The sequence below is a fragment of the Streptomyces sp. NPDC037203 genome, from assembly GCF_055605065.1.
On the sequence record NZ_JBVJUC010000005.1, the window covers coordinates 44,030 to 69,629 of the forward strand.

Consider the following 25,600-nt stretch of genomic DNA (forward strand, 5'->3'; position numbering starts at 1 on the left):
GCCGATGAACCGAGTGCGCAGAGGCGGGGCGATCCGGGCCGCGGGTCTGGTGGTGATCGTGGCGGGCCTGCTGGTGGGCTGCTCGCAGAAGTACAACGACGAACGCGGCAAGGGCGACGCGCCGGTGCAGGGGCGGGCGGGGGACAACACGCCCGCCGAGGTCTACAACATGCCCGACGGCTTCGGGAACCTGGCCACCAAGTGCGTGGGGCACGGGTTCCGGGCGTATGTGACGACGAACGCCAGCGGGCCGTCGAACGTGCAGATCGTGGAGGACAAGGCATGCGCCGGCTGAGCGCGCACCTCGCCGTGGCGGGCGTCTGCGCGGTGCTGCTGCTCAGCGGCTGCTCCCGGCAGCACTACGAGGAGCGCGGCAAGGCGGACGCCCCGGTGGCGGGCCGCGCCGGGGAGGACTCGCCCGCCGAGGTCTACAACTTCCCCGATGGGTTCGGCAACCTCGCCACCAAGTGCGTCGGCGCGGGCAAGCGGGCGTACGCCACCACCAAGTACGTGCGGCAGAAGGACGACGACGACGTCGAGATCATCCCGGCGAACGCGGTGATCGTGGACGATCCGGCGTGCCGGGCGGCCCGCTGACCCGGTGCGCCTACTTGCCGTGCCGCACGGCGTAGATCATGACGAACGCCACGAGGTGGATGCCGAAGAGGAAGTAGGCGAGGAAGTACCAGACCTTGCGCTCGTCCCGCTTCTCCCGGGCGAGGCGGCGCTTGTCGAACTCCTCGCCGGGGGTGAGGGGGGCGGGCGCGCCGGCGGTCTCCTCGGCCATCACAGCTCCCGGTGGACCTTCGTATTGGACGCCTGGGCACGCGGGCGGACCACCAGGAGGTCGATGTTGACGTGGCTGGGCCGGGTCACCGCCCAGGTGATCGTCTCGGCCACGTCGTCCGCGGTCAGCGGCTCGGCCACGCCCGCGTAGACCTTCTCCGCCCGGTCCGCGTCGCCGCCGAAGCGGGTCAGGGCGAACTCCTCGGTCCTGACCATGCCGGGCGCGATCTCCACGACGCGCACCGGGCGGCCGACGATCTCCAGGCGGAGGGTCTCGGCGAGTACATGGGCGCCGTGCTTGGCGGCGACGTAGCCCGCGCCGCCCTCGTACGTCGCGTGTCCGGCGGTGGAGGAGACCACGACCACGACGCCGTCGCCGCTCGCCTCCAGCTTGGGCAGCAGGGCCTGGGTGAGGTTCAGGGTGCCGATGACGTTCGTCTCGTACATCGTGCGCCAGTCGGCCGGGTCGCCGGTGGCCACCGGGTCGGCGCCGAGCGCGCCGCCCGCGTTGTTCACCAGGACGCCGATGGTCGTGAAGGCCGTCGCGAACTCGTCCACGGCCGCGCGGTCCGTCACGTCCAGCGGGTACGCCGTCGCCGCGTGACCCGCCGCGTTGATCTCCTCGGCCAGGGCCTCGATGCGGTCCTTGCGGCGGGCGGTGAGCACCACGCGGTAGCCGGCGGCGGCGAGCTGCCGGGCCGTCGAGGCGCCGATGCCGCTGCTCGCACCGGTGACGACGGCGATGCGGGAGGCGGCGGACGGGGCGGTCGTGGCCATGGGCTGCTCCTCGGGTGCGACGGTCGGCTCCGTCCAATGTAGGCGAGGCTCAGCCGCCGTTCCTCGGGGCCCACATGATCAGCGCCATTCCGCCGAGGCAGACGAGCGCCCCGGCGATGTCCCAGCGGTCGGGCCGGTAGCCGTCCGCGATCACGCCCCACAGCAGCGAGCCCGCCACGAAGATCCCGCCGTACGCCGCCAGGATGCGCCCGAAGTGCGCGTCCGGCTGGAAGGTGGCGACGAACCCGTACGCCCCGAGCGCGAGCACCCCGCCGGCCGCCCACAGCCAGCCGCGCTGCTCCCGCACCCCCTGCCAGACGAGCCAGGCCCCGCCGATCTCGAAGATCGCGGCGAGGACGAAGAGGGCGGCGGAACGGAGGATCGTCGTCATGGCGGCAGCTTGGCATGGCGGGGGGCCGGTGCCGGAATATCCGGGCGCGGGGTACCGTTGGGCCCGATGTAGTTGAACAATCAACCATTTGGAAGGTGAGCGGCCATGCAGTTCGGGATCTTCACGGTCGGCGACGTCACGCCGGACCCCACCACGGGGCGGACGCCGACCGAGCGCGAGCGGATCAAGGCCATGGTCGCCATCGCGCTGAAGGCCGAGGAGGTCGGCCTGGACGTCTTCGCGACCGGCGAGCACCACAACCCGCCGTTCGTGCCCTCGTCCCCGACCACGATGCTCGGCTACATCGCCGCGCGCACCGAGAACCTGATCCTCTCCACGTCCACCACGCTGATCACCACCAACGATCCGGTGAAGATCGCGGAGGACTACGCGATGCTCCAGCACCTGGCCGACGGCCGCGTCGACCTGATGATGGGCCGCGGCAACACCGGCCCGGTCTACCCCTGGTTCGGCAAGGACATCCGCCGGGGCATCGACCTCGCCATCGAGAACTACGCCCTGCTGCGCCGGCTGTGGCGCGAGGACGTCGTCGACTGGGAGGGCACCTTCCGCACCCCGCTCCAGGGCTTCACCTCCACCCCGCGGCCCCTGGACGGCGTGCCGCCGTTCGTCTGGCACGGCTCCATCCGCTCCCCGGAGATCGCCGAGCAGGCCGCGTACTACGGCGACGGCTTCTTCCACAACAACATCTTCTGGCCGGCCGAGCACACCCGGCGGATGGTCGAGCTGTACCGGGCGCGCTACGCCCACTACGGCCACGGCAGCCCCGAGCAGGCGATCGTCGGCCTCGGCGGCCAGGCGTTCATGCGCCGGAACTCGCAGGACGCCGTGCGCGAGTTCCGGCCGTACTTCGACAACGCCCCGGTGTACGGACACGGCCCCTCGCTGGAGGACTTCACCGAGCAGACCCCGCTCACGGTGGGCTCCCCGCAGCAGGTGATCGAGCGGACCCTGGCGTTCCGCGAGACCGTCGGCGACTACCAGCGCCAGCTGTTCCTGATGGATCACGCCGGGCTGCCGCTGAAGACCGTCCTGGAGCAGCTGGACCTGCTGGGCGAGGAGGTCGTGCCGGTGCTGCGCGCGGAGTTCGCGAAGGGCCGCCCGGCCGGGGTCCCAAAGGCGCCGACCCACCGGTCGCTGTCGGCCGCGAAGGAAGAGGACGGCAAGCGAGAGAAGCAGGAGAGTGCCGCATGAAGCTCGTCGTCGTATCGGCGGGACTGAGCGTCCCCTCGTCCACCCGGCTGCTGGCCGACCGGCTCGCCGCCGCGGTCGCGGACCGGACGCCCGTGGACCTGCGGGTGATCGAGCTGCGCGAGCTGGCCGTCGAGATCGCGCACCACCTCACCAGCGGCTTTCCGGGCAAGGCGCTCGCCGCCGCGCAGGACGCGGTGACGGGGGCCGACGGGCTGGTCGTCGTCACGCCGGTGTTCGGCGCGTCGTACAGCGGGCTGTTCAAGTCCTTCTTCGACGTGCTCGACCGGGACGCGCTGGCCGGCAAGCCGGTGCTGATCGCGGCGACCGGGGGCACCGCCCGGCACTCCCTGGTCCTCGACCACGCCCTGCGCCCCCTCTTCTCCCACCTGCGGGCCGTGGTCCTGCCGACCGGCGTCTACGCCGCCTCGGAGGACTGGGGAGCGCAGGGCCTGGCGGAACGGATCGACCGGGCGGCTCGGGAACTGGTCGCGCTGACCCCGCAGAAGGCCGAGCGCCGGGAGGAGCCACGGGTGGTGCCCTTCGCCCGGCAGCTCGCCGCGCTCCAGGCACCCGGAGGGGCACGGGCCGGGACGGCGTCCGACTCCGCCGCGCGGCCGCGACCAGCCACGATCCAGCCGCACCCGACGGCGAGCGGCGCCAAAGGACCCACTCACCCCGTTCGGTGAGAAGACGGTAGGCGAGCCGCACCCGTTGCCCGCTCCACGGTGAGAGCGCGGTAAAAAGGGTGATCGTAGGCCCAGCCTCCTCCGCCGAACCGCCGGAGGCCTTGGCAGACTGGTTCCGTGCCCCAGACTGTGCTCCTCGCCGAAGACGACCGCGCCATCCGCCACGCCCTCGAACGTGCCCTGACCCTGGAAGGCTACGAGGTGATGGCGGTGGCCGACGGCGTCGAGGCACTCGCACAGGCCCACAAGACCCCGCCGGACGTCCTCGTGCTCGACGTGATGATGCCGGGCATCGACGGCCTCCAGGTCTGCCGGGTGCTGCGCGCCGAGGGCGACCGCACGCCCATCCTCATGCTCACCGCCCTCGTGGAGACCGCCGACCGGATCGCGGGCCTGGACGCCGGCGCCGACGACTACGTGGTCAAGCCCTTCGACGTCGAGGAGGTCTTCGCCCGGCTGCGCGCCCTGCTGCGCCGCACCAGCCCGGTCCCCGCGGGCCCGGTCGGCGACGGCGGCCGGGGCGAGCCCCAGCTCTCCGACCGGCAGGTCGAGGCCGCCGGCATCCGCATGGACCTCCAGGCCCGCCGCGCCTGGCGCGGCAGGCGGGAACTGGAGCTGACCCGCACCGAGTTCGAGCTGCTCGAACTGCTGGTGCGCAACGCCGGCATCGTCCTCGACCACTCCACGATCTACGACCGGATCTGGGGCTACGACTTCGGGCCCGGCTCCAAGAACCTCGCCGTCTACGTCGGCTATCTGCGCCGCAAACTGGACGAGCCCGGCGCCCCGCAGCTGATCCACACGGTGCGGGGCGTGGGTTACGTGCTGCGGGAGGACTGAGTGGGCCGCCTGCGCCGCACGCTCGCTCGGCGCCGGCCCAAGCTGGTCTCCCTGCGCACCACCTTCGCCATCTCCTTCGCCGCCGTCACCGCGGCCGTCGCGATCCTCGTCGGCATCGTGTCGTACGGCTCCGCGGCCCGGCTGGTCCGGGTCGACCAGCAGACGGTGTTCGCCCAGGTCGTGCAGGACGTACGGGACGAGGTGCGGCAGCACCGGATGGTGCCGGAGGACTTCTCCTCCTCCCGGCCCGGCCACGACCTGGTCCGGCCCGCCCGCACCGATGTGCAGGTGCTCGGCGCGCAGGGGCAGATCGTCGACCACGGCGACCCGTCGCTGCCCGTGACCTCCCACGACCGGGCGATGGCGCTCGCGCGGACGGCCGGCAGGGCGGTCGAGCACAAGGACGTCCGGGTCGGCGACGACCTCTACCGCATCGCCACCGTCTCGCTCGGCGACGGGCGGGGCGCGGTGCAGGTGGCGCAGGAGTTCAGCGACACCGAGGACCTGCTGCGCACGCTCCAGCAGCGGACGCTGATCCTGATGGCGGCCGTGGTGATCGCGGCCGGGCTGTTCGGCTGGTGGCTGGCCCGCCGGATCACCCGGCGCCTGGTGATGCTCACCTCCGCCGCCGAGGACGTCGCCCGCACCCGGCGCCTGGGCATCGAGGTGCCGGTGGCCGGCCTCGACGAGGTGGGGCGGCTCGGGCGGGCCTTCGACCGGATGCTGGGGCGGCTCGCGCAGTCGGAGGAGGACCAGCGGCGCCTGGTCCAGGACGCGGGACACGAGCTGCGGACACCGCTCACCTCGCTGCGCACGAACATCTCGCTGCTGCGCCGCATCGACGAGCTGCCGCCGGGCACCCGCGACGACCTGGTCGCCGACCTCACCCAGGAGGCGCGGGAGCTCACCGACCTGGTCAACGAGCTGGTCGATCTCGCCGCCGGGCAGTCGGACACCGAGCCGCCGCAGCGGGTGGATCTCGCCGATATCGCGGAGGACGTGGTGGGGCTCGCCTCACGGCGCACCGGACGGGAGATCGTGCTGCGCGCGAGCGGCGACACGACGACCGACGGGCGGCCCGGAATGCTCCAGCGGGCCATCTCCAACCTGGTGGAGAACGCGGCCAAGTTCGACCGGGCGGGCCATGCGCCGATCGAGGTCCACGTCCTGGGCCCGGCCCGGCCGGGAACCGTCCGGGTGGAGGTCCAGGACCGGGGGCCGGGCATCGCGGAGGGCGACCTGATCCGCATCTTCGACCGCTTCTACCGGGCCGCCGACGCGCGCTCCCTGCCGGGCTCGGGGCTCGGGCTGTCCATCGTGCGCGAGGTGGCGATGGCGCACGGGGGAGCGCCGTTCGCGTACCGCCGGGAGGGCGGGGGCGCGGTGATCGGGTTCACGGTCGGCGGGGGCTGACCGGGCCGGGGGCGGGAGGGGTTACGACCGCTCGCCCATCCCCGGCAGCGTGAGGAACCCCTCCGCCCGCGCGCTCGCCAGCCCGATGCGCGGGATGTCGCTGGACTTGGCGAACAGGAGGAACCGCGGCTCCCACACCGGCCGGTACTTCGCGTTCGCCCGGTACAGGGACTCGATCTGCCACCAGCGGGAGAAGAAGGTGAGGACCGAGCGCCACAGCCGCAGCACCGGACCGGCGCCGAGGCGGGCGCCGCGTTCGAAGACCGAGCGGAACATGGCGAAGTTCAGCGAGACCCGTCGTACCCCCAACTCTCCCGCGCGCAGCAGGAGTTCGACGACCATGTACTCCATCAGGCCGTTCTCGCAGTCGCGGTCGCGGCGCATCAGGTCCAGGGAGAGCCCGTGCTCGCCCCAGGGCACGAAGCTGAGCAGGGCGCGCGGCTGGCCTTCGCCGTCGCGGCACTCCAGCATCACGCAGCGGCCGTCCCCCGGATCGCCGAGGCGGCCCAGGGCCATGGAGAAGCCGCGCTCGGTGGCGCCGTCGCGCCAGTGGTCGGCGCGGTCGATGAGGACGGCCATCTCGTCGGCCGGAATGTCCTCGTGGCGCCGGATGCGCACGGTGTAGCCGGCCCGCTTGACCCGGTTGTGGGCCTGGCGGACCACCCGCATGGGCCGCCCTTCGAGGGTGAAGTCGGCGATGTCCACGATGGCTTCGTCACCGAGTTCGAGGGCGTCCAGACCGTGCCGGGCGTAGACGGTGCCGGCCTCCTCGCTCGCGCCCATGACCGCCGGGACCCAGGCGTGCCTGCGGGCCTCGGCGAGCCAGGCGTCGATGGCGCCGGGCCATGCCTCGGGGTCGCCGATCGGGTCGCCGGAGGCGAGGGAGACGGCGCCGACGACGCGGTAGGTGATCGCCGCCTTGCCGCTGGGGGAGAAGACGGCGGCCTTGTCGCGGCGCAGTGCGAAGTAGCCGAGGGAGTCGCGGGCGCCGTGCTTGTCGAGCAGGGCGCGCAGCCGCTCCTCGTCGGCGGCGGTGAGCAGCTGCTTGCCGCGCGGGGAGCGGAAGCAGGCGTACAGGACGAGGCAGAAGGCGCCGGCGAGCAGGGCGTTGACGGTGATGTCGGTCCAGCGGGGCGCGTGCACATGGTCGATGCGGTCGGCGAACACGCCGACGCTGATGCCGCGCAGATAGGTGTAGACGATCTCGTCGGTGAGGCCCGCGCCGGGCAGCTTGTTGGTGGCGTGCACCAGCAGGGTGCCGAGGCCGCCGGTGGCCAGCAGCCCGCCCGCGCCGACGGCCAGCGCCAGCTTCGGGTTGGAGGGGTCGCCGACCGCATTGAACTCGCGCCTGCCGATCAGCAGGGCGGCCAGGAACAGGCCGGTCAGACCGGCGGAGACCCAGTTGAAGACGTGGTCGGCGTACCGGTCCTGGGTGATGAGCCCGACGACGTACACCGCGAACAGCGGCCCGGCCAGCGCGATGTTGGTCAGCCAGGCGGCGCGCTTGCGGCGCCGCATCACCAGCATCAGGAAGATCGCGAGCGCGGCCGAGACGAGACCGCCGGTGGCCAGGTACGGCGTGAAGAACGCGCCGACGTGCTGGTGCGGGTGCTCCTGGTTGAAAAGCTTGCTGGTGTTGTGCTCGTGGACCTCCTGGCGGAACGGCAGGGAGAGGACCGCGAGGACGTTGAGCACGGCGATCAACCGCAGGTACCACACCGTGGCCGAGGCCGCCGCGGCACGCAGCCGGGGGCTGGGCGCGATCGGCGGGAACGGGCGGCGCGGGGCACGCTCGGCGGGGGCGTGCGGGGCGGGGACGGTCGACTCGGTCGGCTGTGGAGCGGGCATGGTGACTGGTCACCTTGGTGAGGGGGGACGGGGACTACGGCGAGACCCTACAGCGAGTAGGGAAATATGCGCCGGTGTCGGTCTGAGGACAGGAGCGTACCGGGGCCGCTTCTTACCCGGTCCTTTCCGAGTCGCGCCGGGCGGAGGTCAGTATCCACGCCAGGTTCCCCACCGCGGCCCCCGCGGCCACCGCCGCGGCGATCACCCCGCCGGTGGCGAGCCCGTCGCTGAACAGATGCGGGCGCCGGTCGAGGCTGTGCAGTCCGAAGCCGCACAGCTCGTACACCCCCACGGCGGCGACGAAGAGGCTGACGACGAGTACGGCGAGGGTCGGCGCGAGGCTGCGCGCGCAGACCTCGCCGCCGGGCGCCGTCTCCGTGTCCTGCATGAATCCCCCGGTGACGTGGTGGAACAGGTGTATGAACGGCCTTGCGGCTGCGGCCGATTGGGAACCTACAATACGTAGGGTCCATTAGGGTCGATGCTATGCGTGTATACGTGAGCGCGGACATGGAAGGCATCACCGGCCTCGTCGACGCCGACGACGTCCAGCCGCGGGGGCGGGACTACGAGCGGGGCCGCTCCATGATGGCGGAGGACGTGAACGCGGCGGTGCGCGGCGCGCTTGCGGCCGGCGCGCGCGACGTCCTCGTGAACGACGCCCACGGCCCGATGCGCAACCTGCGCCCCGACGACCTGCACCCCGCCGCCCGGCTGGTGCGCGGCAAGCCCAAGCCGATGGGCATGCTGGAGGGGCTGACGGAGGACTACGACGCGATGGTCTGCGTCGGCTACCACGCCCGCGCCGGCGTTCCGGGCGTGCTCAGCCACAGCTTCATGGGCCATGAGATCGAGGACATGTGGCTGGACGGCCGGCCGGTCGGCGAGATCGGCCTCGCCCACGCCACGGCGGCGGCCCTGGGCGTGCCGGTGGTGACCCTCACGGGTGACGACGCGGCGTGCGCGGAGGTGACGGAGTGGGATTCGTCGGTGGCCGCGGTGCCGGTGAAGTACGCCCATGACCGCTTCGCCGCCGAGCTGCGCCCCGCGGCGGAGGCCCGCAAGGCGATCGAGGACGCGGTGGCGGCCGCCCTCACCCCGCTCCCGCCCCGCCCGGCCCCCGCCGCGGCCGAGGCGACCCTCGCCGTCCGCTGGCAGTCCACCGCCGTCGCCACGACCCTGCTCGGCCTGACCGGAGTCGCGGCGGACGACGCCCGCACCATCCGGGCGTCCGGCCGGCTCCCCTCGCTGTACCGGCAGTTCGGGGTGTGGACGAGGGTGGCGGCGTCGCTGACGGGACAGGCGCCGTACTGCTGAGCGGGGCCGTCAGGCGCCCGGCTTGCGGGCACGCGGCGGGACGTGACCGCGGCGTGCGAGGCGGGACGTCACCACGGCGTGCGAGGTGGCGGGTCCGGCGGACCGGTTCCGGCCGGCCTGAGCCGTAAGGCTCAGTGGTCCAGTCCGCGCAGCAGGACGGCCAGCCCGCCGAAGAACGCCCGCTCCGGGTCCACCTGCCGGGCGCTGCGCCCGGTGGCGGCCATCAGCGGGAAGTCGTCGCGGGACAGCTCCGAGATGGCGGCCGTGCCCGCGCCGGAGAGGGCGCCCAGGTGCTCCAGTTGCAGGGCGCCGTTGACGTAGGCGACCAGGCTGCGCAGGGCGATGACCCGGTCCTCGCCGTCGAAGCCCGCGCCGGTGAGCACCGTGAGGACCGTCTCCGACCAGCGGAGCAGCGCGAGCGAGTGGTGCCGGTGGGTCATGGTCAGCGGCACGGCGGCAGGGTGCGCGCTCAGTGTGTCCCGCATCCGCCGCACCAGAATCCCGATCCGCTCCCGCCAGGGCAGCCCGGCGTCCGGCGCGCCGGTGTCGACCGCCGAGAGCACGAACTCCACGACCAGCAGCTCCAGTTCGTCGCGGTCGCGGACGTACCGGTACAGCGCCATCGTGCTCATGCCGAGTTCCGCGGCGACCGCGCGCATGGACAGCGCGGCGAGACCGTCGCGGTCGAGGACGGCGAGCGCGGCGGCGGCCAGTCGGTCGTGGCTCAGGGAGCGGGGTCGGGGCATGGCGCTTGACAGCGTACGGCATACACCTAACACTCGTAGGTGTACGGCATACGCCTATCAAGGAGGCCGATGTCGATGCCCACGTCCCTGCCCGGCGGGCGCCTTGCCCCCGGCGCCTCGGTCACCCCGCGCACCCTTGTCCCGGTCACGGGCCCGCCCCTCGATCTCCCCGACCCCGATCCCGGCCGGCTGACCCACCTCCAGTTCCGGCGCTTCGCCGGCTGCCCGGTGTGCAATCTGCATCTGCGGTCGGTCGTACGACGGCACGCGGAGCTGAGCGCGGCCGGCATCCGCGAGGTGGTCCTCTTCCACTCATCCGAGGAAGAACTGCGGCCGCACGTCGGCGAGTTGCCCTTCCCGGTCGTCGCCGACCCGGACAAGCGGCTGTACGCCGAGTTCGGCGTGGAGTCGTCGCCGCGGTCCCTGCTGGACCCGCGGGTCTGGGGCCCGGTGCTGCGGGCGGTGCTGCGCAGCGCATGGACGATCCCACGCGGCCGGGAACACGCACCGGCGGCCCAGCCGCACGGGGGTCGGCTGGGCCTGCCCGCGGACTTCCTGATCGACGCCGGGGGCAGGATCACCGCCGCGCGCTACGGCGAGCACGCCTATGACCAGTGGTCGGTGGACGAGGTGCTGGCACGGGCGGCGGAGGCGAGGGCCTCGCGGAGCGGTGCCGAGGGGGCCGAGGGCCTCAAGGGGCCCTGAGAGAGGGCGCCGAGCGGGCTCGGGGCAGCCGCCGTACCCCCTCGAACCGTCCCCGGCCCGCCTCTCCTCGCTCGCTCAGCTGGGCGAGAACCACGCCATGCCCGCGAGCAGCGCCAGGACGAAGAGGCCGGTGCCGCCCAGCACGGCCAGCAGCCGGGAGCGGCGCAGCAACGGCAGGCGCGGGCGGCGGTTGGCGGCGCGGTGCACGCTCGTCTGCCACTCGGTGTCCCCCGCCGGGGCGAAGGCGCCGTCGGAGGAGGGCCGGGCGGGCGGAGCGGCGGTGCGGCGTGCGGGGGCGGCCGCGTGGCGCACGGGGGTGGCGGCGCGGTGTGCGGGGACGGCGATGCGCGGGCCGGCGGCGAGCGGCGGCTTCGACCGGCCGTGCCCCTGGTGCGCGACCGGCAGCGGTTCCGGCGCGCCGCGCCAGGATCCGCGCCCGAACCAGTCCGCCACCTCCTCCGCCGTGGGTCTGCTCTCCGGCTCCTTCGCCAGCAGGCCGAGCAGATAGCTCTCGAAGGCGGGCGAGAGGTCGGTGCGCAGGTGCCGGGGCGGGGCCGGGGTGGCGTCGAGGTGCTGGTGCAGCACCGCGAGCGGGCTGTCCGCCTGGAACGGCGGTCTGCCGGTGAGGAGTTGATAGAGCACGCAGCCCAGGGAGTACACGTCGGAGGCCGGTCCGGCGGTGCGGCCCAGGGCACGCTCGGGCGCGAGGTAGAGGCTGGTGCCGACGATCTGACCGGTGGCGGTGAGCGCGGAGTTGGGGTCGTCGAAGAAGCGGGCGATGCCGAAGTCGCCTATTTTCAGGGTGTCGTCGGCGGCCAGCAGCAGGTTGGCCGGCTTGATGTCCCGGTGCACGATGCCCTGCCGGTGCGCGAGGGCCAGCCCGGTGGCGGCCTGCGCGGCGATGCGGGCCACCCGTTCGGTGGGCAGCGGCCCGGAGGCGCTGAGCAGCCCGTCGAGGCTGCCCCCGTCGACCAGCTCCATCACCAGGAACAGCCGGCCCTCGAACTCGCCGAAGTCCAGGACGCCGACGACGTTCGGATGGCTGAGGCGCCCCGCGGTCTGCGCCTCCAGCCGGAACCGCGAGGACGCGGTGGGGTCGGAGTCGTGGGGGAGCAGCAGCTTCACGGCGACCGGTCTGCCGAGCGTCTCGTCGAAGGCCCGCCAGACCTCCCCCATCGCGCCCCGCCCGATGGTGTCCCGCAGCCTGTATCGGCCCGCTATAAGCACGTGTTCTTCATCCTCATGCCCAAAGACGTCTGGATCGCCGCAGGCCGTGACTCACCGCGGGAGCGGATCAGTTGGGAGGGTGCCGCAGCGGCCCAAGCGTATCCGGCCCGGCGGGCGCTCGCGGCGCTCTCGGGCACCGGACGGCACGGACATCGCCCCGCTCTCCGCGACATCCGGGACATCCGGGGGGGCGGCACCGATCACCCTGTGTCAGGGCCGCGGGTTCAGCCGGGCTGAGGGCGGGTCAGGCCGTGGTCGTAGGCGAAGATGACGGCCTGGACGCGGTCGCGGGCGCCGATTTTGGAGAGGACGCGGCCGACGTGGGTCTTCACCGTGGATTCGGACAGCACGAAATGCGTGGCGATCTCGCCGTTGGACCAGCCCTTGCCGATGGCGACGAGGATCTCGCGTTCGCGCTCGGTGAGGGTGTTCAGGCGCGGATCCCCGGCACAGCCGAGGCCGCCGGGTGGCACGAGCCGGGCGAATTCGTGCAGCAGGCGGCGGGTGAGGGCGGGGGCGATGACCGCGTCGCCGGCGGCCACCGCACGGATTCCGGCGAGGAGATCCTCGGGGCGGGCGTCCTTGAGCAGGAAACCGCTGGCCCCGGCGCGCAGGGCCGCGTAGACGTACTCGTCGAGGTCGAAGGTGGTCAGGACGAGGACGCGGGAGCGGTCGCCGGTGGCGACGATGCGGCGTGTGGCCTCGATACCGTCCATGCCCGGCATGCGCACGTCCATGAGGACCACATCGGGGCGGAGTTCGGCGGCCTTGCGCACGGCCTCGGTTCCGTGCGCGGCCTCGCCGACCACGTCCGTCTCGGGTACGGAGTCGAGGAGCATCCGGAAGCCGTACCGCTGCAGCGGCTGGTCGTCCACGATCAGCACGGTCGTCATCGGGCACCGCCCTCGGGGGCGAGGTCGAGGGCGGCGCGCACCGTCCAGCCGGTGCCGGCGGGGCCCGCGCTGACGTGCCCTCCGTAGAGGGCCGCTCGTTCCCGCATGCCCACCAGGCCGTGTCCTTCCTCGTTGGCCGCGCCGGGGCGCCCGGCCGGTGTGGCCGGCCCGGAGTCCTGGACGGTGATGGTCACCCCCGTGTCCTCGATGGCGATCGCCAGGTTCGCACGGGCGCCCGCACCGGCATGTTTGAGGGTGTTGGTCAGGGCTTCCTGCACGATGCGGTAGACCGCGAGCTGCACCCCGCTGTCGAGCGCGTCGACGTCACCGGCCGTACGGTAGACGACCTCCAGGCCGGCGGCGCGCACCCCCTCGCACAGCGCGTCGATGTCCGCGAGACCGGGCTGCGGGGTCAGTTCCGGCTCGGCCCGCGGGCCGTCCGCCTCGCGCAGCACGCCGAGTACCCGGCGCAGTTCGCTCAGTGCCTGCCGACCGGTGTCCCCGATGAGGTGCAGGGCTTCCATACCCCGCTCCGGGGCGGCGGCGGTGGCGTAGGCGCCCGCGTCGGCGAGGGTGATGATGACGGACAGGTTGTGGCCGACGATGTCGTGCATCTCGCGGGCCACCCGCGTCCGCTCGGCCGCGACGGCGAGTCGGCCGCGCTGGTCGCGTTCGATCTCCAGCCGTGCCGCGCGGTCCCGCAGCCCGGCCAGCTGGGCCCGCCGGATGCGGATCATCAGACCGAGCGCGAGGGCCGCGGTCGCCGTGCTCAGCAGGAAGAACAGCGCGTCCCAGACCGACATCGCCGCCGACACCGTCGCCGCGACCAAGCCGAGCGCGCCCGCTGTCGCCGCGCAGGCCCAGGGCAGCTGCCGCAGCCGTCCGTGCAGGGCCAGGCTGTACAGGGCGACGAAGAGAGCCACGTCCGCACGGAGCGCCGCGCCGAGCGACCACTGGAGCACGAACACCGCAGTGACCGCGCCGAAGGCCGTCGCGGGTGCACGGCGTCGCCACAGCAGCGGAAGTACCAGCCCGGCCTGCAGGGCCAGCATCCCTGCCACCGGCAACCGGGTGAACGCCATGCGGAAGCGGTGCGGGCCGTCGCCGTCTCCGTCCCCCTTGATCGTGCCGGCCGCGTGCAGCACGTCCGGCAGGCAGAACATCAGGAAGACCAGCACCACCACCGCGGTGTCCAGCACCCACGGCCGGGCGCGGTCGGCATACCGCAGCCGCTGGCCGACCCGGCCGAGCCGGGCGACCAGCGGCCCCATCGCGCTGAGATCTTCGGTGGTCGAGGAGGTCACGGACGTCACCAGCCCATGATGCGGGTGGCTCGGGCTCAGACGTCGCTGCGCAGCAGCCGGTACGCCGCGCCGGCCAGCGCCAGTGCCGTCCAGCCGAGGAAGACCAGCAGTCCGGCGCCCGGCGACAGGGTGGTCGAGTCGTGGGTCAGGGCGAAGACCGACTCGCCCGCGTTGCTCGGCAGGTAGGGATTGATGTCACCCTGCCACGAGGCGGGCAGCAGGGAGACCAGTCCGGGTACGAGCATCAGGGCGCCCACGAGCACCGAGATGCCGCCGGCCACCGACCGCAGCAGCATGCCCAGAGCGGTGCCGATCACGCCGACCAGGCCCAGGTACAGCCCGGCGCCCAGCAGGCTGCGTACGACGCCGGCGTGACCGAGGCCCATGGCGGCGGGCGTGCCCGACACGATCCGGCTGCCGACGAGGAACGCGACGAAGGCGCCGGCGGTGGCGACCACCAGGGCGACCAGTCCGTACGCCGCCGCCTTCGACCACAGCACCGGCAGCCGGCGCGGCACCGCGGCCAGGGTGGAGCGGATCATGCCGGTGGAGTACTCGCCCGCCGTGACCAGCACGCCGAGTACCCCGAGGGCGAGTTGCGCGAAGTTCGTGCCGAAGAGGGACAGGCTCGCGGCCGTGGCGGTGGCGAAGTCGCGGTCCATGTGCCGGCCGGAGCCGAGGTTCGACTTGTAGTGGCTCGCCGCGATGATGCCGAAGGCGACGAGGAACACCAGGCCCAGGCCGAGGGTGATCCAGGTGGAGCGCAGGCTCCAGAGCTTGGCCCACTCCGAGGCCAGCACGCGCCGTCCGGTCACCCGGTAGGCGGGCCGGGCGGGAGCGGCCGGGGAGGCTTCGGGGGTCTCGGGTGTTGCCGTGAGGGTGCTCATGCCGCGCTCCGGGAGGTCTCGGTGCCGGTCGTGGAGCCGTGGTACTCCACGGCGTCCCTGGTCAGTTCCATGAATGCCTCCTCCAGCGAGACGGCCTTCGTGGTCAGCTCGAACAGCGGGATCCCGTGCTTGGCGGCCGTCAGCCCGATCTCGCGGGCGGACACCCCGGTGACCTGGAGCTCCTCGGAACCGATGCGGCCGGTGATCTCCACTCCCGGCCCGGCCAGCACGTCCCGCAGCCGCGCGGGGTCGTCCGTCGCGACCTTCACGGTGTCGCCGCCCGCCTCGCGCACCAGGTCGGTGACGGTCGTGTCGGCCAGCAGCCGTCCCCGCCCGACGATGATCAGATGATCCGCCACCAGCGACACCTCGCTCATCAGGTGCGAGGAGACGAACACCGTGCGTCCTTCGGCCGCGAGGGCGGTGAGCAGGTTGCGGATCCAGAGGACGCCCTCGGGGTCCAGCCCGTTGACGGGCTCGTCCAGCATCACGGTCTGCGGATCACCGAGCAGGGCCGCCGCGATGCCGAGCCGCTGTCCCATGCCGAGCGAGAAGGCACCGGCGCGCTTCTTCGCGACGCTGCCGAGGCCGGCCAGTTCGACGACCTCGTCGACCCGGCGCCGCGGAATGCCGTGCGTCAACGCGAGCGCACGCAGGTGGTTGTAGGCCGAGCGGCCCGGATGGATCGACTTCGCCTCCAGGAGCGCCCCGACCTCCTGGAGCGGCGCCTGGTGGCGGGCGTACCGCTGTCCGTTCACCGTGACCGTGCCGCTGGTCGGCGCGTCGAGACCGACGATCATGCGCATCGTCGTGGATTTGCCCGCGCCGTTCGGACCGAGGAATCCGGTGACCGCGCCTGGTTTCACCGTGAAGCCAAGGCCGTCGACTGCCGTCTTCTCCCCGTACCTCTTGGTGAGCTGCTGAGCCTCGATCATTCGTGTTCTCTCTTTCGGACTCCGGCGTCCGGAACGCCTGACGCCTCTCCGCCACGCTAGGCCCGAGATCCGCCGGATCCGGTGGTACCGGGGGCCGAACAGTGGTGGGGAGGTGGTACCGGGGTACTACGACCGCGCGGGTGCCCGCGGGGTCGCCGAGAGGGCCGAGCGGCCGACCCGACCGCAGGTCAGGAGGGGTACGCCGGCGAGTTCGAGCGCGGCGGCGAGCAGGCGCGGTCGCGGTCGCGCGAGGAAGGAGCCGAGGGCGCCGCCGGCGTTGACGCAGGCCGGGAGGAGCGGGAAGGGCGGGACCCGAAGACCCCGCCCGAGCCCTACGAGACCTTGGCTCAGGGCCAAACCAGGCAGTACGCCTGATGCCCCGCCTCGTGCAGCCGGTGGCTGAAGTCCTGCCATTCGTGGAGGAGTCGGTACACGTTGAACGCGTCCCGCGGGCCGCCCCGGTCCGGGACCGTGGACCAGATGAAGGCCGCGGCGCCGACGGCTTCCTCGCCGATGCCGCGCAGGGGGTCGACCACGGTCATCGGGAGTCTGACGACCGCGTAGTCGGGGTGCAGGACGACCAGTTCGAGGGGTGGGACCTTGTGCAGGGGGATGCCCTCGATGCCGGTCAGGACCATCGCGGCCATCGTCTCCGGCTTGATCTTGGTGAACATGCCGTTCATGCCCAGCTCGTCGCCGCCGAGTTCCTCGGGGCGCATCGAGATGGGGACGCGGGCCGCGGTCGCGCCGTCCGGTGCGCCGAAGTACTTGTACGTCACCCCCACCCGGCCACCACTCCCGCTCCCCGTCCCGAGGGTGCCGGCGCGATCGGCGCGGGGGGCACGCCGACGGCCGCCGGAGCGGCCGGAGTGCCGCTCCGCCGGAGAGTCCGGGGGGAGGTCCGGGGACAGCTCGCGGGGGAAGTCCGAGTGGACCGGGGGAGGCGCCGTGGGCGGCGTCGAAGGAGAGGTCGACGGAGCATCCCGGACGAACTCCGACCGGCCCGTGGGAGGAGTCGGCGGCACCTCTCGTGGGAGGCCCGCGGCAGGAGTCGGCGGCACGTCTCGCGGAAGGTCCGCCGGAGCGTCCGGGTTGCGCGCGGGACCGTACGGCCGCTCTCCCCGGAGCCGCCCCCAGAGGTTCCCCCGAAAGTCCCCGCGGGCGTCCCCACGGAAGTCACCGCGGACCTCGCCCCGGACGTCGCCCTGAGCGTCCCCGCGTACATCTCCCCGAAGGTCTCTCGGGGCGTCCCGCGGAAAGTCCGCCGGCCGTTCACCCCGCGCGTCCCTCGGGAGATCCATCGGCCGCTCGGCGCACACCTCGCTCGGGAACTCCGCCGGGCGTTCTCCGCGTGTCTCCCGCGGGAAGTCCTTCGCTCTGTCGGCGGTTCGCTCGGCCTGCTGGTCGTGCAGGCGTTCGCCTTGCCGGTCGTACCGTTCGGGCTCACCCGGTGCACCCTGTGTTCTACGTGCTTCGGTCGTGTCCTCCGCTTCGCGCCGGTGCCTTCCCCGCCGGGCACGTCGAGGACCGAGGTCATCGGTCCCCTCGCCCAGTCCGCCACCGCGATGCATATCTCCACCCGACTGCTTTTCTAGGACGCGTGGCCCCCGCCGCGCAACCCGATCATCGTGTCAGTGACCTCCCCCACGGCCGCCCGCCGAAACGTGCGGTGGAACAACAGTCCACGGGGATCCGCCCGGTCCCTGATCCTTCCGTGCCCAGGAGCTGTGTGTGTCAGGTCTCAGTCTCGCAGATGGCGGACCGCGGCGGCGCGGAACCGCGGGCGGGCCGCCGTCGTTCCCGGCGGGCGGCCTACCCTGAGGAGGTCACCCCGCAACCGGAGTCCGAGAAGCCGGAGAAGCCGCACGTCATGAGTGCACTGAGCGAAACGCCCTATCCCTACGAAGCGCCTGTCTCGCAGGCACTTTTCGACCGTGCCTCCCTGGTCACGCCGGGGGGCGTGAACTCCCCGGTGCGCGCCTTCGGCGCCGTCGGCGGCACACCCCGTTTCATGGTGTCCGGCAACGGCCCCTACCTCACCGACGCCGACGGACGGGAGTACGTCGACCTGGTGTGCTCCTGGGGTCCGATGATCCTCGGGCACTCGCACCCCGAGGTCATCGCCGCCGTCCAGGACGCCGTCGCCCGCGGTACGAGCTTCGGCACGCCCGGCGAGGGCGAGGTCGCGCTCGCCGAGGAGATCGTCGCCCGGATCGAGCCCGTGGAGCAGGTCCGGCTGGTCAGCAGCGGGACCGAGGCGACCATGAGCGCCATCCGGCTGGCCCGCGGGTTCACCGGGCGGACCAAGGTGATCAAGTTCGCCGGCTGCTACCACGGCCATGTGGACGCCCTGCTGGCCGCCGCCGGCTCCGGCGTCGCCACCTTCGCGCTGCCCGACACGCCCGGCGTCACCGGTGCCCAGGCGAGTGACACGATCGTGCTGCCGTACAACGACCTCGAAGCCGTGCAGGAGGCGTTCCACCGCCACCCCGGCGAAATCGCCTGCGTGATCACCGAGGCCTCGCCCGGCAACATGGGCGTCGTGCCGCCGGCCCCCGGTTTCAACCAGGGCCTCAGGGACGCCTGCCACAAGAACGGCGCCCTCTACATCTCCGACGAGGTGATGACCGGCTTCCGCACCAGCCGCGCGGGCTGGTACGGCGTCGACGGGGTCAAGCCCGACCTGATGACCTTCGGGAAGGTGATGGGCGGCGGCTTCCCCGCCGCCGCGTTCGGGGGACGCGCGGACGTGATGGCGTACCTCGCGCCCGCCGGGCCCGTGTACCAGGCCGGCACCCTCTCCGGGAACCCCGTCGCCACCGCCGCGGGCGTCGCCCAGCTGCGGCTGCTCGACGAGGCGGCGTACGGCACCGTGAACGCGGTCTCCGCGCAGCTCCAGTCGCTGGTCACCGAGGCGCTGAGCAAGGAGGGCGTGGCGCACCGGCTGCAGAACGCGTCCAACATGTTCTCGGTGTTCTTCACCGACCGGCAGGTGCGCAACTACGAGGACGCCAAGCGGCAGGAGTCGTACCGCTTCACCGCGTTCTTCCACTCGATGCTGTCGAACGGCGTCTACCTGCCGCCGTCGTCCTTCGAGTCCTGGTTCGTGTCCACGGCCCACGACGAGCGGGCCCTCGAGAAGATCGCCGACGCCCTTCCGGCGGCGGCCCGTGCGGCTGCGGAGGCCACCGCGTGACCATCGGGAACAGTGTGAGCGGCAGCGCCAAGGACGTCACGGTCGTCCATCTCATGCGGCACGGGGAGGTGGAGAACCCCGAGGGCGTGCTGTACGGGCGGCTGCCCGGCTACCACCTCTCGGAGCTGGGCCGGAGGATGGCCGACCGGGTCGCGGAGCACCTCGCCCCGCGCGACATCACCTATGTCTGCGCCTCCCCGCTGGAGCGGGCGCAGGAGACCGCCGCCCCGATCGCCAAGGCGCACGGTCTCGACCTGGACACGGACGAGCGGCTCATCGAGGCCGAGAACGTGTTCCAGGGCAAGACCTTCGGCGTGGGCGACGGCGCGCTCCAGCGGCCGGGGAACTGGAAGCACCTGGTCAACCCGTTCCGGCCGTCCTGGGGCGAGCCGTACGTGGACCAGGTCGTGCGGATGATGGGCGCGCTGAACGCGGCCAAGGACCAGGCGCGCGGGCACGAGGCGGTGCTGGTCAGCCATCAGCTGCCGGTGTGGATCGTCCGGTCGTACGTGGAGCGGCGGCGGCTGTGGCACGATCCGCGCAAGCGGCAGTGCACCCTCGCGTCGCTGACGAGCTTCACCTACCTCGGCGACAAGATCGTGTCCGTCGGCTACAGCGAGCCCGCCATCGATCTCGTCCCCGCGCACCTGCGGGCCGGCGCCCAGCCGCAGAAGGGCGGCGGGAAGGCGTTCGGCGCCTGACGGGCCCCGGCCCGCAGGCCCCGGCCCGGCCCACCGGCCCCGGTCGATGCCCCGTCACCTGACGGCCCGTTAAAAGTCGCTTAGACCACTTTTGCCGGGACTATTGCGAAAAACATACTAATTAACGGAACCTCCCCGATCGTCGCGCCCTCTGACTGGGTGACCACCAGCACGCGCGACGAATCGGGGATCTTTCATGCGTACCGTCACCCGGAACCTCTCCCGCCGGGGAATGCTCGGCCTCGGCGCGGGTGCGGCCGCCGCCGCCACCCTGGCCGGCTGCGGAAGCCTCAAGTCCTCGGACGGTGACGGGCAGGCGGGCGGTTCCCGTCAGGCGCAGGGCGGCCAGGACCGGCCGGCCAAGCTGATCGGCGACGGCTCCACCTCCTTCACCGGCAAGCAGCCGGGCCGCTCCGCGAAGCCCGAGCCGCTGGAGCCGGGCCAGACCCCGCCGCAGTTCGTCGTCTTCTCCTGGGACGGCGCCGGCGAGGTCGGCAACGGCCTCTTCCCGCGCTTCCTGGACCTCGCCAAGGAGCACGGCGCGCACATGACCTTCTTCCTCTCGGGCCTCTACCTGCTGCCCGAGTCGAAGAAGCGGATGTACGAGCCCCCGAACAACCCGCGCGGCGCCTCCGCCATCGGCTACCTCACCGACGAGCACATCAAGGCCACCCTCACCAACGTCCACCGGGCGTGGCTGGAGGGCCACGAGATAGGCACCCACTTCAACGGGCATTTCTGCGGCGAGACGCACGGCTCGGTGAAGTGGTGGACGCCACAGCAGTGGAAGAGTGAGATCGAGCAGGCGAAGTCCTTCGTCAAGGAGTGGAAGACCAACACCGGCTGGCACGACCTGCCCGCGCTCCCCTTCGACTACGACAAGGAGCTGGCCGGCGGCCGCACCCCCTGCCTGCTGGGCCAGGACAACCTGCTGCCCACCGCCCGCGAGCTGGGCTGGCGCTACGACGCCTCCTCGCCGGGCGGCCGCCAGGTGTGGCCGGTGAAGCGGCAGGGGATCTGGGACTACCCGCTCCAGGCCGTGCCGTTCCCCGGCCGCAGCTTCGAGGTGCTGTCCATGGACTACAACATGCTCGCCAACCAGTCCGTGAACTCCACCAAGGCGCCCGCCTACAACTACCCCGGCTGGCGCAAGCAGTCCGCGGCGGCGTACATCGCCGGCTTCCAGCGGGCCTACGAGACCAACCGGGCGCCGTTCTTCATCGGCAACCACTTCGAGCAGTGGAACGGCGGCATCTACATGGACTCCGTCGAGGAGGCCTTCAAGCACATCGCGGCCCAGCGGGACAAGGGCGCCGACGTGCGGCTGGTCTCCTTCAAGGAGTTCACGGACTGGATCGACGTCCAGAAGCCCGAGGTGCTCGCGAAGCTGCGCACGCTGGACGTCGGGCACCAGCCCACGGGTGGCTGGAAGACGTTCATGGCCTGAGTCGCCACCCGCCGCCAGCCGCCCGGAATGTCCCGTGTAAATAGCTCCTGAAATGCGGTTTTCCGCCCCGCAGGGGGGTGCGCGAGAACGCGGGGGGCGACATGCGAAACTTTTCACATGAGTACCCGTAGCCGCGTCGTCCTGCTCAGCGCTGTGGCCGTCACCGCGGCCCTGTCCCTTACCGCGTGCGGTAAGGGAGGCGTCTCGGGCGGCGGCGGCAACACCAACTTCGTCACCGGCAACAACGGCATCTCCACCGTGCCGGTGAGCAAGCGCATCGCCGCCCCGGACCTGTCCGGGGCGACCATCGACGGCAAGACGGCGGACGTGGCCGACTACAAGGGCAAGGTCGTCGTCGTGAACTTCTGGGGCTCCTGGTGCGGCCCCTGCCGCGAAGAGGCCCAGTACTTCGCCAAGGTGTCCAAGGCGTACCAGGGCAAGGGCGTGCAGTTCGTCGGGGTCAACACCCGCGACAGCAGCACGACGTCCGCGGTCAACTTCGAGAAGGCGCACGGGATCACCTACCCGAACCTGTACGACCCCACGGGCAAGCTCATGCTGCGCTTCAAGAAGGGCACGCTGAACCCCCAGCTGATCCCCTCCACGCTCGTCATCGACCGGCACGGACGGGTCGCCGCGCGAGCCCTGGAGGCGCTGGACGACACCTCCCTGCTGAAGATGCTCAAGCCGGTCCTCGCGGAGAAGTGACGTGGGTACGACCGTGACGCTGGCCGCGAACCAGACGGTGCTCCACGGAGCGCTGCTGGTCGCCCTCCCCGTCGCCCTGCTCGGCGGGCTCGTCTCCTTCTTCTCGCCCTGCGTCCTGCCGCTGGTGCCGGGCTACCTCTCCTACGTCACCGGGGTCGTCGGCACCGACCTGGCCGACGCCCGGCGCGGGCGCATGGTGGCCGGCGCCGCCCTGTTCGTGCTCGGCTTCAGCGCCGTGTTCGTCTCCGGCGGGGCGCTGTTCGGCCAGTTCGGCTGGACCCTCCAGGAGCACAAGGACACGCTCTCCAAGGTGCTCGGCGTCTTCATGATCCTCATGGGTGTGTTCTTCATGGGCCTGATGCCCTGGTTCACCCAGCGGGAGTTCCGCTTCCACAAGCGGCCCTCGACCGGGCTGCTCGGCGCGCCGATAGTGGGCGCGCTGTTCGGGATCGGCTGGACGCCCTGCATCGGCCCGACCCTCGCCTCGGTGAACATGCTGGCGATGTCGGAGTCGAGCGCGGTGCGCGGAGCCGTCCTGATGGTCGCCTACTGCCTGGGCCTCGGCGTGCCCTTCGTGCTGGCGGCCGTGGCCTTCCGCAAGGCGCTCGGCGCGTTCGGCTGGGTCAAACGCCACTATGTGTGGGTGATGCGCATCGGCGGCACGATGATGATCGCGACCGGTGTGCTGCTGCTGACCGGCGCCTGGGACAGCCTGGTCCAGCAGATGCAGACCTGGTCCACCGGCTTCACTGTGGGGATCTGATCGATGAGCAAGACCGAAACCGACCAGGGCCAGGACCAGGAGGGGCTCGGCGCCGCCGGGTCCCAGCTGTCCACGGCACCCCGCGAGGAGTCGCTGTCCGCCGTGCCCGCCATGGGCGTGGTCGGCTGGATCCGCTGGTTCTGGCGGCAGCTGACCTCCATGCGGGTCGCGCTGCTGCTGCTCCTGCTGCTGTCGCTGGCCGCCATCCCCGGCTCGCTGATCCCGCAGTCCGGCGCCGACATCAACAAGGTCGCCGACTTCCAGAAGGCGCACAAGACGCTCGCGCCGGTCTACGACAGGCTCGGCCTCTTCCACGTCTACAGCTCGGTGTGGTTCTCCGCGATCTACATCCTGCTGTTCATCTCCCTCATCGGCTGCATCGTGCCGCGCGCCTGGCAGTTCATCGGGCAGCTGCGCGGCCGGCCGCCGGGCGCGCCCAAGCGGCTGACCCGGCTGCCCGCGTACACGACGTGGCGTACCACGGCGGAGCCCGAGGAGGTCCGCGAGGCCGCGCTCAGGCTGCTGAAGCGGCGCCGCTTCCGTGCCCACGCCGAGGGTGACGCGGTCGCCGCCGAGAAGGGCTATCTGCGGGAACTGGGCAACCTGGTCTTCCACATCGCCCTGATCGTGCTCCTGGTCTCCTTCGCCTGGGGCCAGATGTACAAGTCGGACGGCACCAAGCTGATGGTGGAGGGCGACGGTTTCTCCAACGCGCTGCCGATGTACGACGACATGAAGTCGGGCAGCCTGTTCCAGAGCGACGACCTGGTGCCGTTCAGCTTCGACCTGAAGAAGTTCACCGGCACCTACGAGACCAGCGGCCCCAACCGGGGCACGCCCCGCACCTTCCAGGCGGAGATCGACTACAGCGTCGGCGCGTACGGCAAGCGCAAGGCGACCACGATCAAGGTCAACCAGCCACTGCACATCGGCGACTCCAAGGTCTACCTCGTCAGCCACGGCTACGCCCCGGTCGTCACGGTCCGCGACGGCAAGGGCGACGTCGTCTACCACGACGCGGTGCCGCTGCTGCCGCTGGACGGCAACGTCACCTCCAACGGTGTCGTCAAGGTGATGGACGGCTACCGGAACCCGCAGGGCAAGAGCGAGCAGCTCGGCTTCCAGGCGTTCTTCGTGCCGACCTTCGACCCGAAGTCCGGCACGATGATGTCGCAGTTCCCGGCGCTGCTGAACCCGCTGCTCGCGGTCAACGCCTACCACGGTGACCTGGGCGTGGACGCGGGCATCCCGCAGAGCGTCTACCAGCTCGACACGAGCCACATGAAGGCGTTCAAGGACGGCAAGGGCCAGCTGCTGAAGAAGCTGCTCAAGCCCGGCGACTCCATGCAGCTGCCGAACGGCGCCGGCTCCATCACGTTCGACAAGGACGTGAAGCAGTGGGCCGGTTTCGAGATCGTCCAGGAGCCGGGCAGCGTCTGGGCCCTGACCGGCGCGCTCGCCGCGATCTTCGGTCTGGCCGCGTCCCTGTTCATCCAGCGCCGCCGCGTGTGGGTGCGGGCGGTGCGCGGTGCCGACGGTGTGACCGTGGTCGAGATGGCCGGGCTCGGCCGCAGCGAGTCCGCCAAGCTGCCGGAGGAGCTGGGCGATCTCGCCGGGATCCTCTACGACCAGGCGCCGGGGGCTCCGGACCCGGACGACGCCCCCGCAACCTCCCCCGACCCTCACGTCGTATCTGCCGAAGGGGCTGAGAAGTGACTCTCGCCGCCGCAACAGAGCTGGCCACAGCGACCAACGAGCATCTCGCGAGCATGAGCAACACGCTCATCTACTCCGCGATGACCGTGTACACGCTGGCCTTCCTCGCCTATATCGCCGAGTGGATCTTCGGCAGCCGGAGCAAGGTGGCCCGGACGGCCAACGCGCTCACCGCCGAGGGCAAGCAGCGCTCCGGCCCGGCCGTCACCGTCAAGAAGGCCGGCGGCACCGCCGTACTGGAGCGCCCGCAGGTCGTCGTGCGCGCGGCGGCCGGCGCCCGTGACGTGCCGGACGGGCCCGGCGCCCACGGCGGGGACGTCCAGGGCGACATGTACGGCCGGATCGCGGTCTCGCTGACCGTGCTGGCCTTCCTGGTGCAGCTCGCCGGTGTGGTCGCCCGCGCGGCCTCGGTGCGGCGGGCGCCCTGGGGCAACATGTACGAGTTCAGCATCACCTTCACCACGGTGGCCGTGGGCCTGTACCTGGTGCTGCTGGCGCTGAAGAAGAACGTGCGCTGGCTGGGCCTGTTCCTGACCACCACGGTGCTGCTGCTCCTCGGCCTCGCCGTGACCGTGCTCTACACGGCCAGTGACCAGCTGGTCCCGGCCCTGCACTCGTACTGGCTGTACATCCACGTCTCCACCGCGATCTTCTGCGGCGCGGTGTTCTACGTCGGCGCGGTCGCCACCATCCTGTACCTGTTCAAGGACTCGTACGAGAACAAGCTGGAGGCCGGGATCAAGCCGGGCTCCTTCGCCACCTCGGTGCTGGAGCGGCTGCCCGCCTCGGCCTCCCTGGACAAGTTCGCCTACCGGGTCAACGCGGCCGTCTTCCCGCTGTGGACGTTCACGATCATCGCGGGCGCGATCTGGGCGGGTGACGCCTGGGGCCGCTACTGGAACTGGGACCCGAAGGAGACCTGGTCCTTCATCACCTGGGTCGCCTACGCCTGCTACCTGCACGCCCGCGCCACGGCCGGCTGGAAGGGCCGCAAGGCCGCCTACCTGGCGATGATCGCGTTCGCCTGCTGGCTGTTCAACTTCTACGGCGTGAACATCTTCGTCACCGGCAAGCACTCCTACGCGGGCGTGTGAGCGAA

Annotated in this window: 27 protein-coding genes; 15 read left to right on the plus strand and 12 right to left on the minus strand. The window is 71.8% G+C overall.

Annotation, left to right across the window (positions count from 1 at the left end):
• The first annotated feature begins 4 nt into the window (after window positions 1–4).
• Together ACZ7EC_RS16145 and ACZ7EC_RS16150 are read left to right on the plus strand one after the other, a co-directional pair.
• Complete coding sequence (locus tag ACZ7EC_RS16145; protein ID WP_471062981.1) at window positions 5–295, plus strand: hypothetical protein; 291 nt, start codon at window positions 5–7, stop codon at window positions 293–295.
• A complete protein-coding gene (locus tag ACZ7EC_RS16150) occupies window positions 283–597 on the plus strand; it encodes a hypothetical protein (RefSeq protein ID WP_471062983.1) in 315 nt (104 codons plus the stop codon). Before ACZ7EC_RS16145 ends, ACZ7EC_RS16150 begins: the two co-directional genes overlap by 13 nt.
• A gap of 10 nt (window positions 598–607) precedes the next feature.
• On the opposite strand, the gene ACZ7EC_RS16155 is transcribed toward ACZ7EC_RS16150, so the two are convergent.
• The 3 genes from ACZ7EC_RS16155 to ACZ7EC_RS16165 are packed head-to-tail and all read right to left on the minus strand — an operon-like array spanning window position 608 to window position 1,954.
• On the minus strand, window positions 608–787 hold the full coding sequence (locus tag ACZ7EC_RS16155) for a hypothetical protein (protein ID WP_471062984.1): 180 nt from the start codon (window positions 785–787) through the stop codon (window positions 608–610).
• Window positions 787–1,563 (minus strand): SDR family NAD(P)-dependent oxidoreductase, encoded by a 777-nt coding sequence (locus tag ACZ7EC_RS16160; protein ID WP_471062986.1) that lies wholly within the window; start codon window positions 1,561–1,563, stop codon window positions 787–789. Before ACZ7EC_RS16160 ends, ACZ7EC_RS16155 begins: the two co-directional genes overlap by 1 nt.
• Before the next feature lie 49 nt (window positions 1,564–1,612).
• Entirely contained in the window at window positions 1,613–1,954 is a 342-nt protein-coding gene (locus ACZ7EC_RS16165; protein WP_397984651.1) for a YnfA family protein, read from the minus strand.
• A 105-nt stretch (window positions 1,955–2,059) separates the two neighbouring features.
• Here ACZ7EC_RS16165 and ACZ7EC_RS16170 point away from each other — a divergent pair, with 105 nt between their 5' ends.
• From ACZ7EC_RS16170 to ACZ7EC_RS16185, 4 genes are all read left to right on the plus strand, one after another.
• Window positions 2,060–3,169 (plus strand): LLM class flavin-dependent oxidoreductase, encoded by a 1,110-nt coding sequence (locus ACZ7EC_RS16170; RefSeq protein ID WP_471062988.1) that lies wholly within the window; start codon window positions 2,060–2,062, stop codon window positions 3,167–3,169.
• The gene (locus tag ACZ7EC_RS16175; RefSeq protein WP_471062990.1) at window positions 3,166–3,855 is read left to right on the plus strand and encodes an FMN reductase; all 690 of its coding nucleotides are present in this window, start codon (window positions 3,166–3,168) and stop codon (window positions 3,853–3,855) included. The genes ACZ7EC_RS16170 and ACZ7EC_RS16175 overlap by 4 nt, the downstream gene beginning before the upstream one ends.
• A gap of 129 nt (window positions 3,856–3,984) precedes the next feature.
• Entirely contained in the window at window positions 3,985–4,695 is a 711-nt protein-coding gene (locus ACZ7EC_RS16180) for a response regulator transcription factor (RefSeq protein ID WP_471063600.1), read from the plus strand.
• Window positions 4,696–6,108, plus strand: a complete 1,413-nt coding sequence (locus ACZ7EC_RS16185; protein ID WP_471062992.1) for a sensor histidine kinase — start codon at window positions 4,696–4,698, stop codon at window positions 6,106–6,108.
• A 21-nt stretch (window positions 6,109–6,129) separates the two neighbouring features.
• Here the strand turns inward: ACZ7EC_RS16185 and ACZ7EC_RS16190 are convergent, their stop codons facing one another.
• Together ACZ7EC_RS16190 and ACZ7EC_RS16195 are read right to left on the minus strand one after the other, a co-directional pair.
• Complete coding sequence (locus ACZ7EC_RS16190) at window positions 6,130–7,956, minus strand: phosphatidylglycerol lysyltransferase domain-containing protein (protein ID WP_471062994.1); 1,827 nt, start codon at window positions 7,954–7,956, stop codon at window positions 6,130–6,132.
• A 112-nt stretch (window positions 7,957–8,068) separates the two neighbouring features.
• Window positions 8,069–8,344: a hypothetical protein gene (locus tag ACZ7EC_RS16195; protein WP_471062996.1), complete on the minus strand. Its 276-nt coding sequence runs from the start codon at window positions 8,342–8,344 to the stop codon at window positions 8,069–8,071.
• A 98-nt stretch (window positions 8,345–8,442) separates the two neighbouring features.
• On the opposite strand from ACZ7EC_RS16195, the gene ACZ7EC_RS16200 reads away from it, so the two are divergent.
• On the plus strand, window positions 8,443–9,273 hold the full coding sequence (locus tag ACZ7EC_RS16200; protein ID WP_471062998.1) for a M55 family metallopeptidase: 831 nt from the start codon (window positions 8,443–8,445) through the stop codon (window positions 9,271–9,273).
• A gap of 131 nt (window positions 9,274–9,404) precedes the next feature.
• On the opposite strand, the gene ACZ7EC_RS16205 is transcribed toward ACZ7EC_RS16200, so the two are convergent.
• Window positions 9,405–10,019: a TetR/AcrR family transcriptional regulator C-terminal domain-containing protein gene (locus ACZ7EC_RS16205; RefSeq protein ID WP_471062999.1), complete on the minus strand. Its 615-nt coding sequence runs from the start codon at window positions 10,017–10,019 to the stop codon at window positions 9,405–9,407.
• 69 nt (window positions 10,020–10,088) lie between these two features.
• On the opposite strand from ACZ7EC_RS16205, the gene ACZ7EC_RS16210 reads away from it, so the two are divergent.
• On the plus strand, window positions 10,089–10,724 hold the full coding sequence (locus ACZ7EC_RS16210; RefSeq protein WP_471063001.1) for a peroxiredoxin-like family protein: 636 nt from the start codon (window positions 10,089–10,091) through the stop codon (window positions 10,722–10,724).
• A gap of 75 nt (window positions 10,725–10,799) precedes the next feature.
• Here ACZ7EC_RS16210 and ACZ7EC_RS16215 read toward each other — a convergent pair whose 3' ends face one another.
• From ACZ7EC_RS16215 to ACZ7EC_RS16240, 6 genes are all read right to left on the minus strand, one after another.
• Entirely contained in the window at window positions 10,800–11,951 is a 1,152-nt protein-coding gene (locus tag ACZ7EC_RS16215; protein ID WP_471063003.1) for a serine/threonine-protein kinase, read from the minus strand.
• Between the two features lie 224 nt (window positions 11,952–12,175).
• Window positions 12,176–12,844: a response regulator gene (locus ACZ7EC_RS16220; RefSeq protein ID WP_471063005.1), complete on the minus strand. Its 669-nt coding sequence runs from the start codon at window positions 12,842–12,844 to the stop codon at window positions 12,176–12,178.
• A complete protein-coding gene (locus ACZ7EC_RS16225) occupies window positions 12,841–14,115 on the minus strand; it encodes a sensor histidine kinase (RefSeq protein ID WP_471063602.1) in 1,275 nt (424 codons plus the stop codon). Before ACZ7EC_RS16225 ends, ACZ7EC_RS16220 begins: the two co-directional genes overlap by 4 nt.
• A gap of 68 nt (window positions 14,116–14,183) precedes the next feature.
• Window positions 14,184–15,035 carry an ABC transporter permease gene (locus ACZ7EC_RS16230; RefSeq protein ID WP_471063007.1) on the minus strand — a complete coding sequence of 284 codons (852 nt, stop codon included), beginning with the start codon at window positions 15,033–15,035 and terminating at the stop codon, window positions 14,184–14,186.
• On the minus strand, window positions 15,032–15,970 hold the full coding sequence (locus ACZ7EC_RS16235) for an ATP-binding cassette domain-containing protein (protein ID WP_471063009.1): 939 nt from the start codon (window positions 15,968–15,970) through the stop codon (window positions 15,032–15,034). Before ACZ7EC_RS16235 ends, ACZ7EC_RS16230 begins: the two co-directional genes overlap by 4 nt.
• A 347-nt stretch (window positions 15,971–16,317) precedes the next feature.
• The gene (locus tag ACZ7EC_RS16240) at window positions 16,318–16,755 is read right to left on the minus strand and encodes a hypothetical protein (protein WP_471063011.1); all 438 of its coding nucleotides are present in this window, start codon (window positions 16,753–16,755) and stop codon (window positions 16,318–16,320) included.
• 1,094 nt (window positions 16,756–17,849) lie between these two features.
• Here ACZ7EC_RS16240 and hemL point away from each other — a divergent pair.
• The 7 genes from hemL to ccsB all read left to right on the plus strand — a co-directional run bounded on the left by hemL (window position 17,850) and on the right by ccsB (window position 25,595).
• On the plus strand, window positions 17,850–19,166 hold the full coding sequence (gene hemL / locus ACZ7EC_RS16245) for a glutamate-1-semialdehyde 2,1-aminomutase (protein ID WP_471063604.1): 1,317 nt from the start codon (window positions 17,850–17,852) through the stop codon (window positions 19,164–19,166).
• A 53-nt stretch (window positions 19,167–19,219) separates the two neighbouring features.
• Window positions 19,220–19,867: a histidine phosphatase family protein gene (locus ACZ7EC_RS16250; protein WP_471063606.1), complete on the plus strand. Its 648-nt coding sequence runs from the start codon at window positions 19,220–19,222 to the stop codon at window positions 19,865–19,867.
• A gap of 196 nt (window positions 19,868–20,063) precedes the next feature.
• On the plus strand, window positions 20,064–21,314 hold the full coding sequence (locus ACZ7EC_RS16255) for a polysaccharide deacetylase family protein (RefSeq protein ID WP_471063013.1): 1,251 nt from the start codon (window positions 20,064–20,066) through the stop codon (window positions 21,312–21,314).
• Between the two features lie 117 nt (window positions 21,315–21,431).
• Window positions 21,432–22,022, plus strand: a complete 591-nt coding sequence (locus ACZ7EC_RS16260) for a TlpA family protein disulfide reductase (RefSeq protein ID WP_471063015.1) — start codon at window positions 21,432–21,434, stop codon at window positions 22,020–22,022.
• A gap of 1 nt (window position 22,023) precedes the next feature.
• On the plus strand, window positions 22,024–22,785 hold the full coding sequence (locus tag ACZ7EC_RS16265) for a cytochrome c biogenesis CcdA family protein (RefSeq protein ID WP_471063017.1): 762 nt from the start codon (window positions 22,024–22,026) through the stop codon (window positions 22,783–22,785).
• A gap of 3 nt (window positions 22,786–22,788) precedes the next feature.
• Window positions 22,789–24,501 carry a cytochrome c biogenesis protein ResB gene (resB, locus tag ACZ7EC_RS16270; RefSeq protein WP_471063019.1) on the plus strand — a complete coding sequence of 571 codons (1,713 nt, stop codon included), beginning with the start codon at window positions 22,789–22,791 and terminating at the stop codon, window positions 24,499–24,501.
• Window positions 24,498–25,595, plus strand: coding sequence for a c-type cytochrome biogenesis protein CcsB (gene ccsB / locus ACZ7EC_RS16275; RefSeq protein WP_471063021.1), 1,098 nt, complete (start codon window positions 24,498–24,500; stop codon window positions 25,593–25,595). Before resB ends, ccsB begins: the two co-directional genes overlap by 4 nt.
• Window positions 25,596–25,600 lie beyond the last annotated feature (5 nt).

Coding starts and splice junctions, on each gene's coding strand:
- resB (WP_471063019.1), top strand. CDS start 22,789: ATGAGCAAGACCGAAACCGACCAGGGCCAGGACCAGGAGGGGCTCGGC.
- ACZ7EC_RS16200 (WP_471062998.1), top strand. CDS start 8,443: ATGCGTGTATACGTGAGCGCGGACATGGAAGGCATCACCGGCCTCGTC.
- ACZ7EC_RS16210 (WP_471063001.1), top strand. CDS start 10,089: ATGTCGATGCCCACGTCCCTGCCCGGCGGGCGCCTTGCCCCCGGCGCC.
- ACZ7EC_RS16230 (WP_471063007.1), bottom strand. CDS start 15,035: ATGAGCACCCTCACGGCAACACCCGAGACCCCCGAAGCCTCCCCGGCC.
- ACZ7EC_RS16235 (WP_471063009.1), bottom strand. CDS start 15,970: ATGATCGAGGCTCAGCAGCTCACCAAGAGGTACGGGGAGAAGACGGCA.
- ACZ7EC_RS16170 (WP_471062988.1), top strand. CDS start 2,060: ATGCAGTTCGGGATCTTCACGGTCGGCGACGTCACGCCGGACCCCACC.
- ACZ7EC_RS16260 (WP_471063015.1), top strand. CDS start 21,432: ATGAGTACCCGTAGCCGCGTCGTCCTGCTCAGCGCTGTGGCCGTCACC.
- ACZ7EC_RS16255 (WP_471063013.1), top strand. CDS start 20,064: ATGCGTACCGTCACCCGGAACCTCTCCCGCCGGGGAATGCTCGGCCTC.
- ACZ7EC_RS16250 (WP_471063606.1), top strand. CDS start 19,220: ATGCGGCACGGGGAGGTGGAGAACCCCGAGGGCGTGCTGTACGGGCGG.
- ACZ7EC_RS16160 (WP_471062986.1), bottom strand. CDS start 1,563: ATGGCCACGACCGCCCCGTCCGCCGCCTCCCGCATCGCCGTCGTCACC.
- ACZ7EC_RS16220 (WP_471063005.1), bottom strand. CDS start 12,844: ATGACGACCGTGCTGATCGTGGACGACCAGCCGCTGCAGCGGTACGGC.
- ACZ7EC_RS16150 (WP_471062983.1), top strand. CDS start 283: ATGCGCCGGCTGAGCGCGCACCTCGCCGTGGCGGGCGTCTGCGCGGTG.
- ACZ7EC_RS16190 (WP_471062994.1), bottom strand. CDS start 7,956: ATGCCCGCTCCACAGCCGACCGAGTCGACCGTCCCCGCCCCGCACGCC.
- ACZ7EC_RS16165 (WP_397984651.1), bottom strand. CDS start 1,954: ATGACGACGATCCTCCGTTCCGCCGCCCTCTTCGTCCTCGCCGCGATC.
- ACZ7EC_RS16145 (WP_471062981.1), top strand. CDS start 5: ATGAACCGAGTGCGCAGAGGCGGGGCGATCCGGGCCGCGGGTCTGGTG.
- ACZ7EC_RS16195 (WP_471062996.1), bottom strand. CDS start 8,344: ATGCAGGACACGGAGACGGCGCCCGGCGGCGAGGTCTGCGCGCGCAGC.
- ACZ7EC_RS16205 (WP_471062999.1), bottom strand. CDS start 10,019: ATGCCCCGACCCCGCTCCCTGAGCCACGACCGACTGGCCGCCGCCGCG.
- ACZ7EC_RS16225 (WP_471063602.1), bottom strand. CDS start 14,115: ATGGGGCCGCTGGTCGCCCGGCTCGGCCGGGTCGGCCAGCGGCTGCGG.
- ACZ7EC_RS16155 (WP_471062984.1), bottom strand. CDS start 787: ATGGCCGAGGAGACCGCCGGCGCGCCCGCCCCCCTCACCCCCGGCGAG.
- ACZ7EC_RS16175 (WP_471062990.1), top strand. CDS start 3,166: ATGAAGCTCGTCGTCGTATCGGCGGGACTGAGCGTCCCCTCGTCCACC.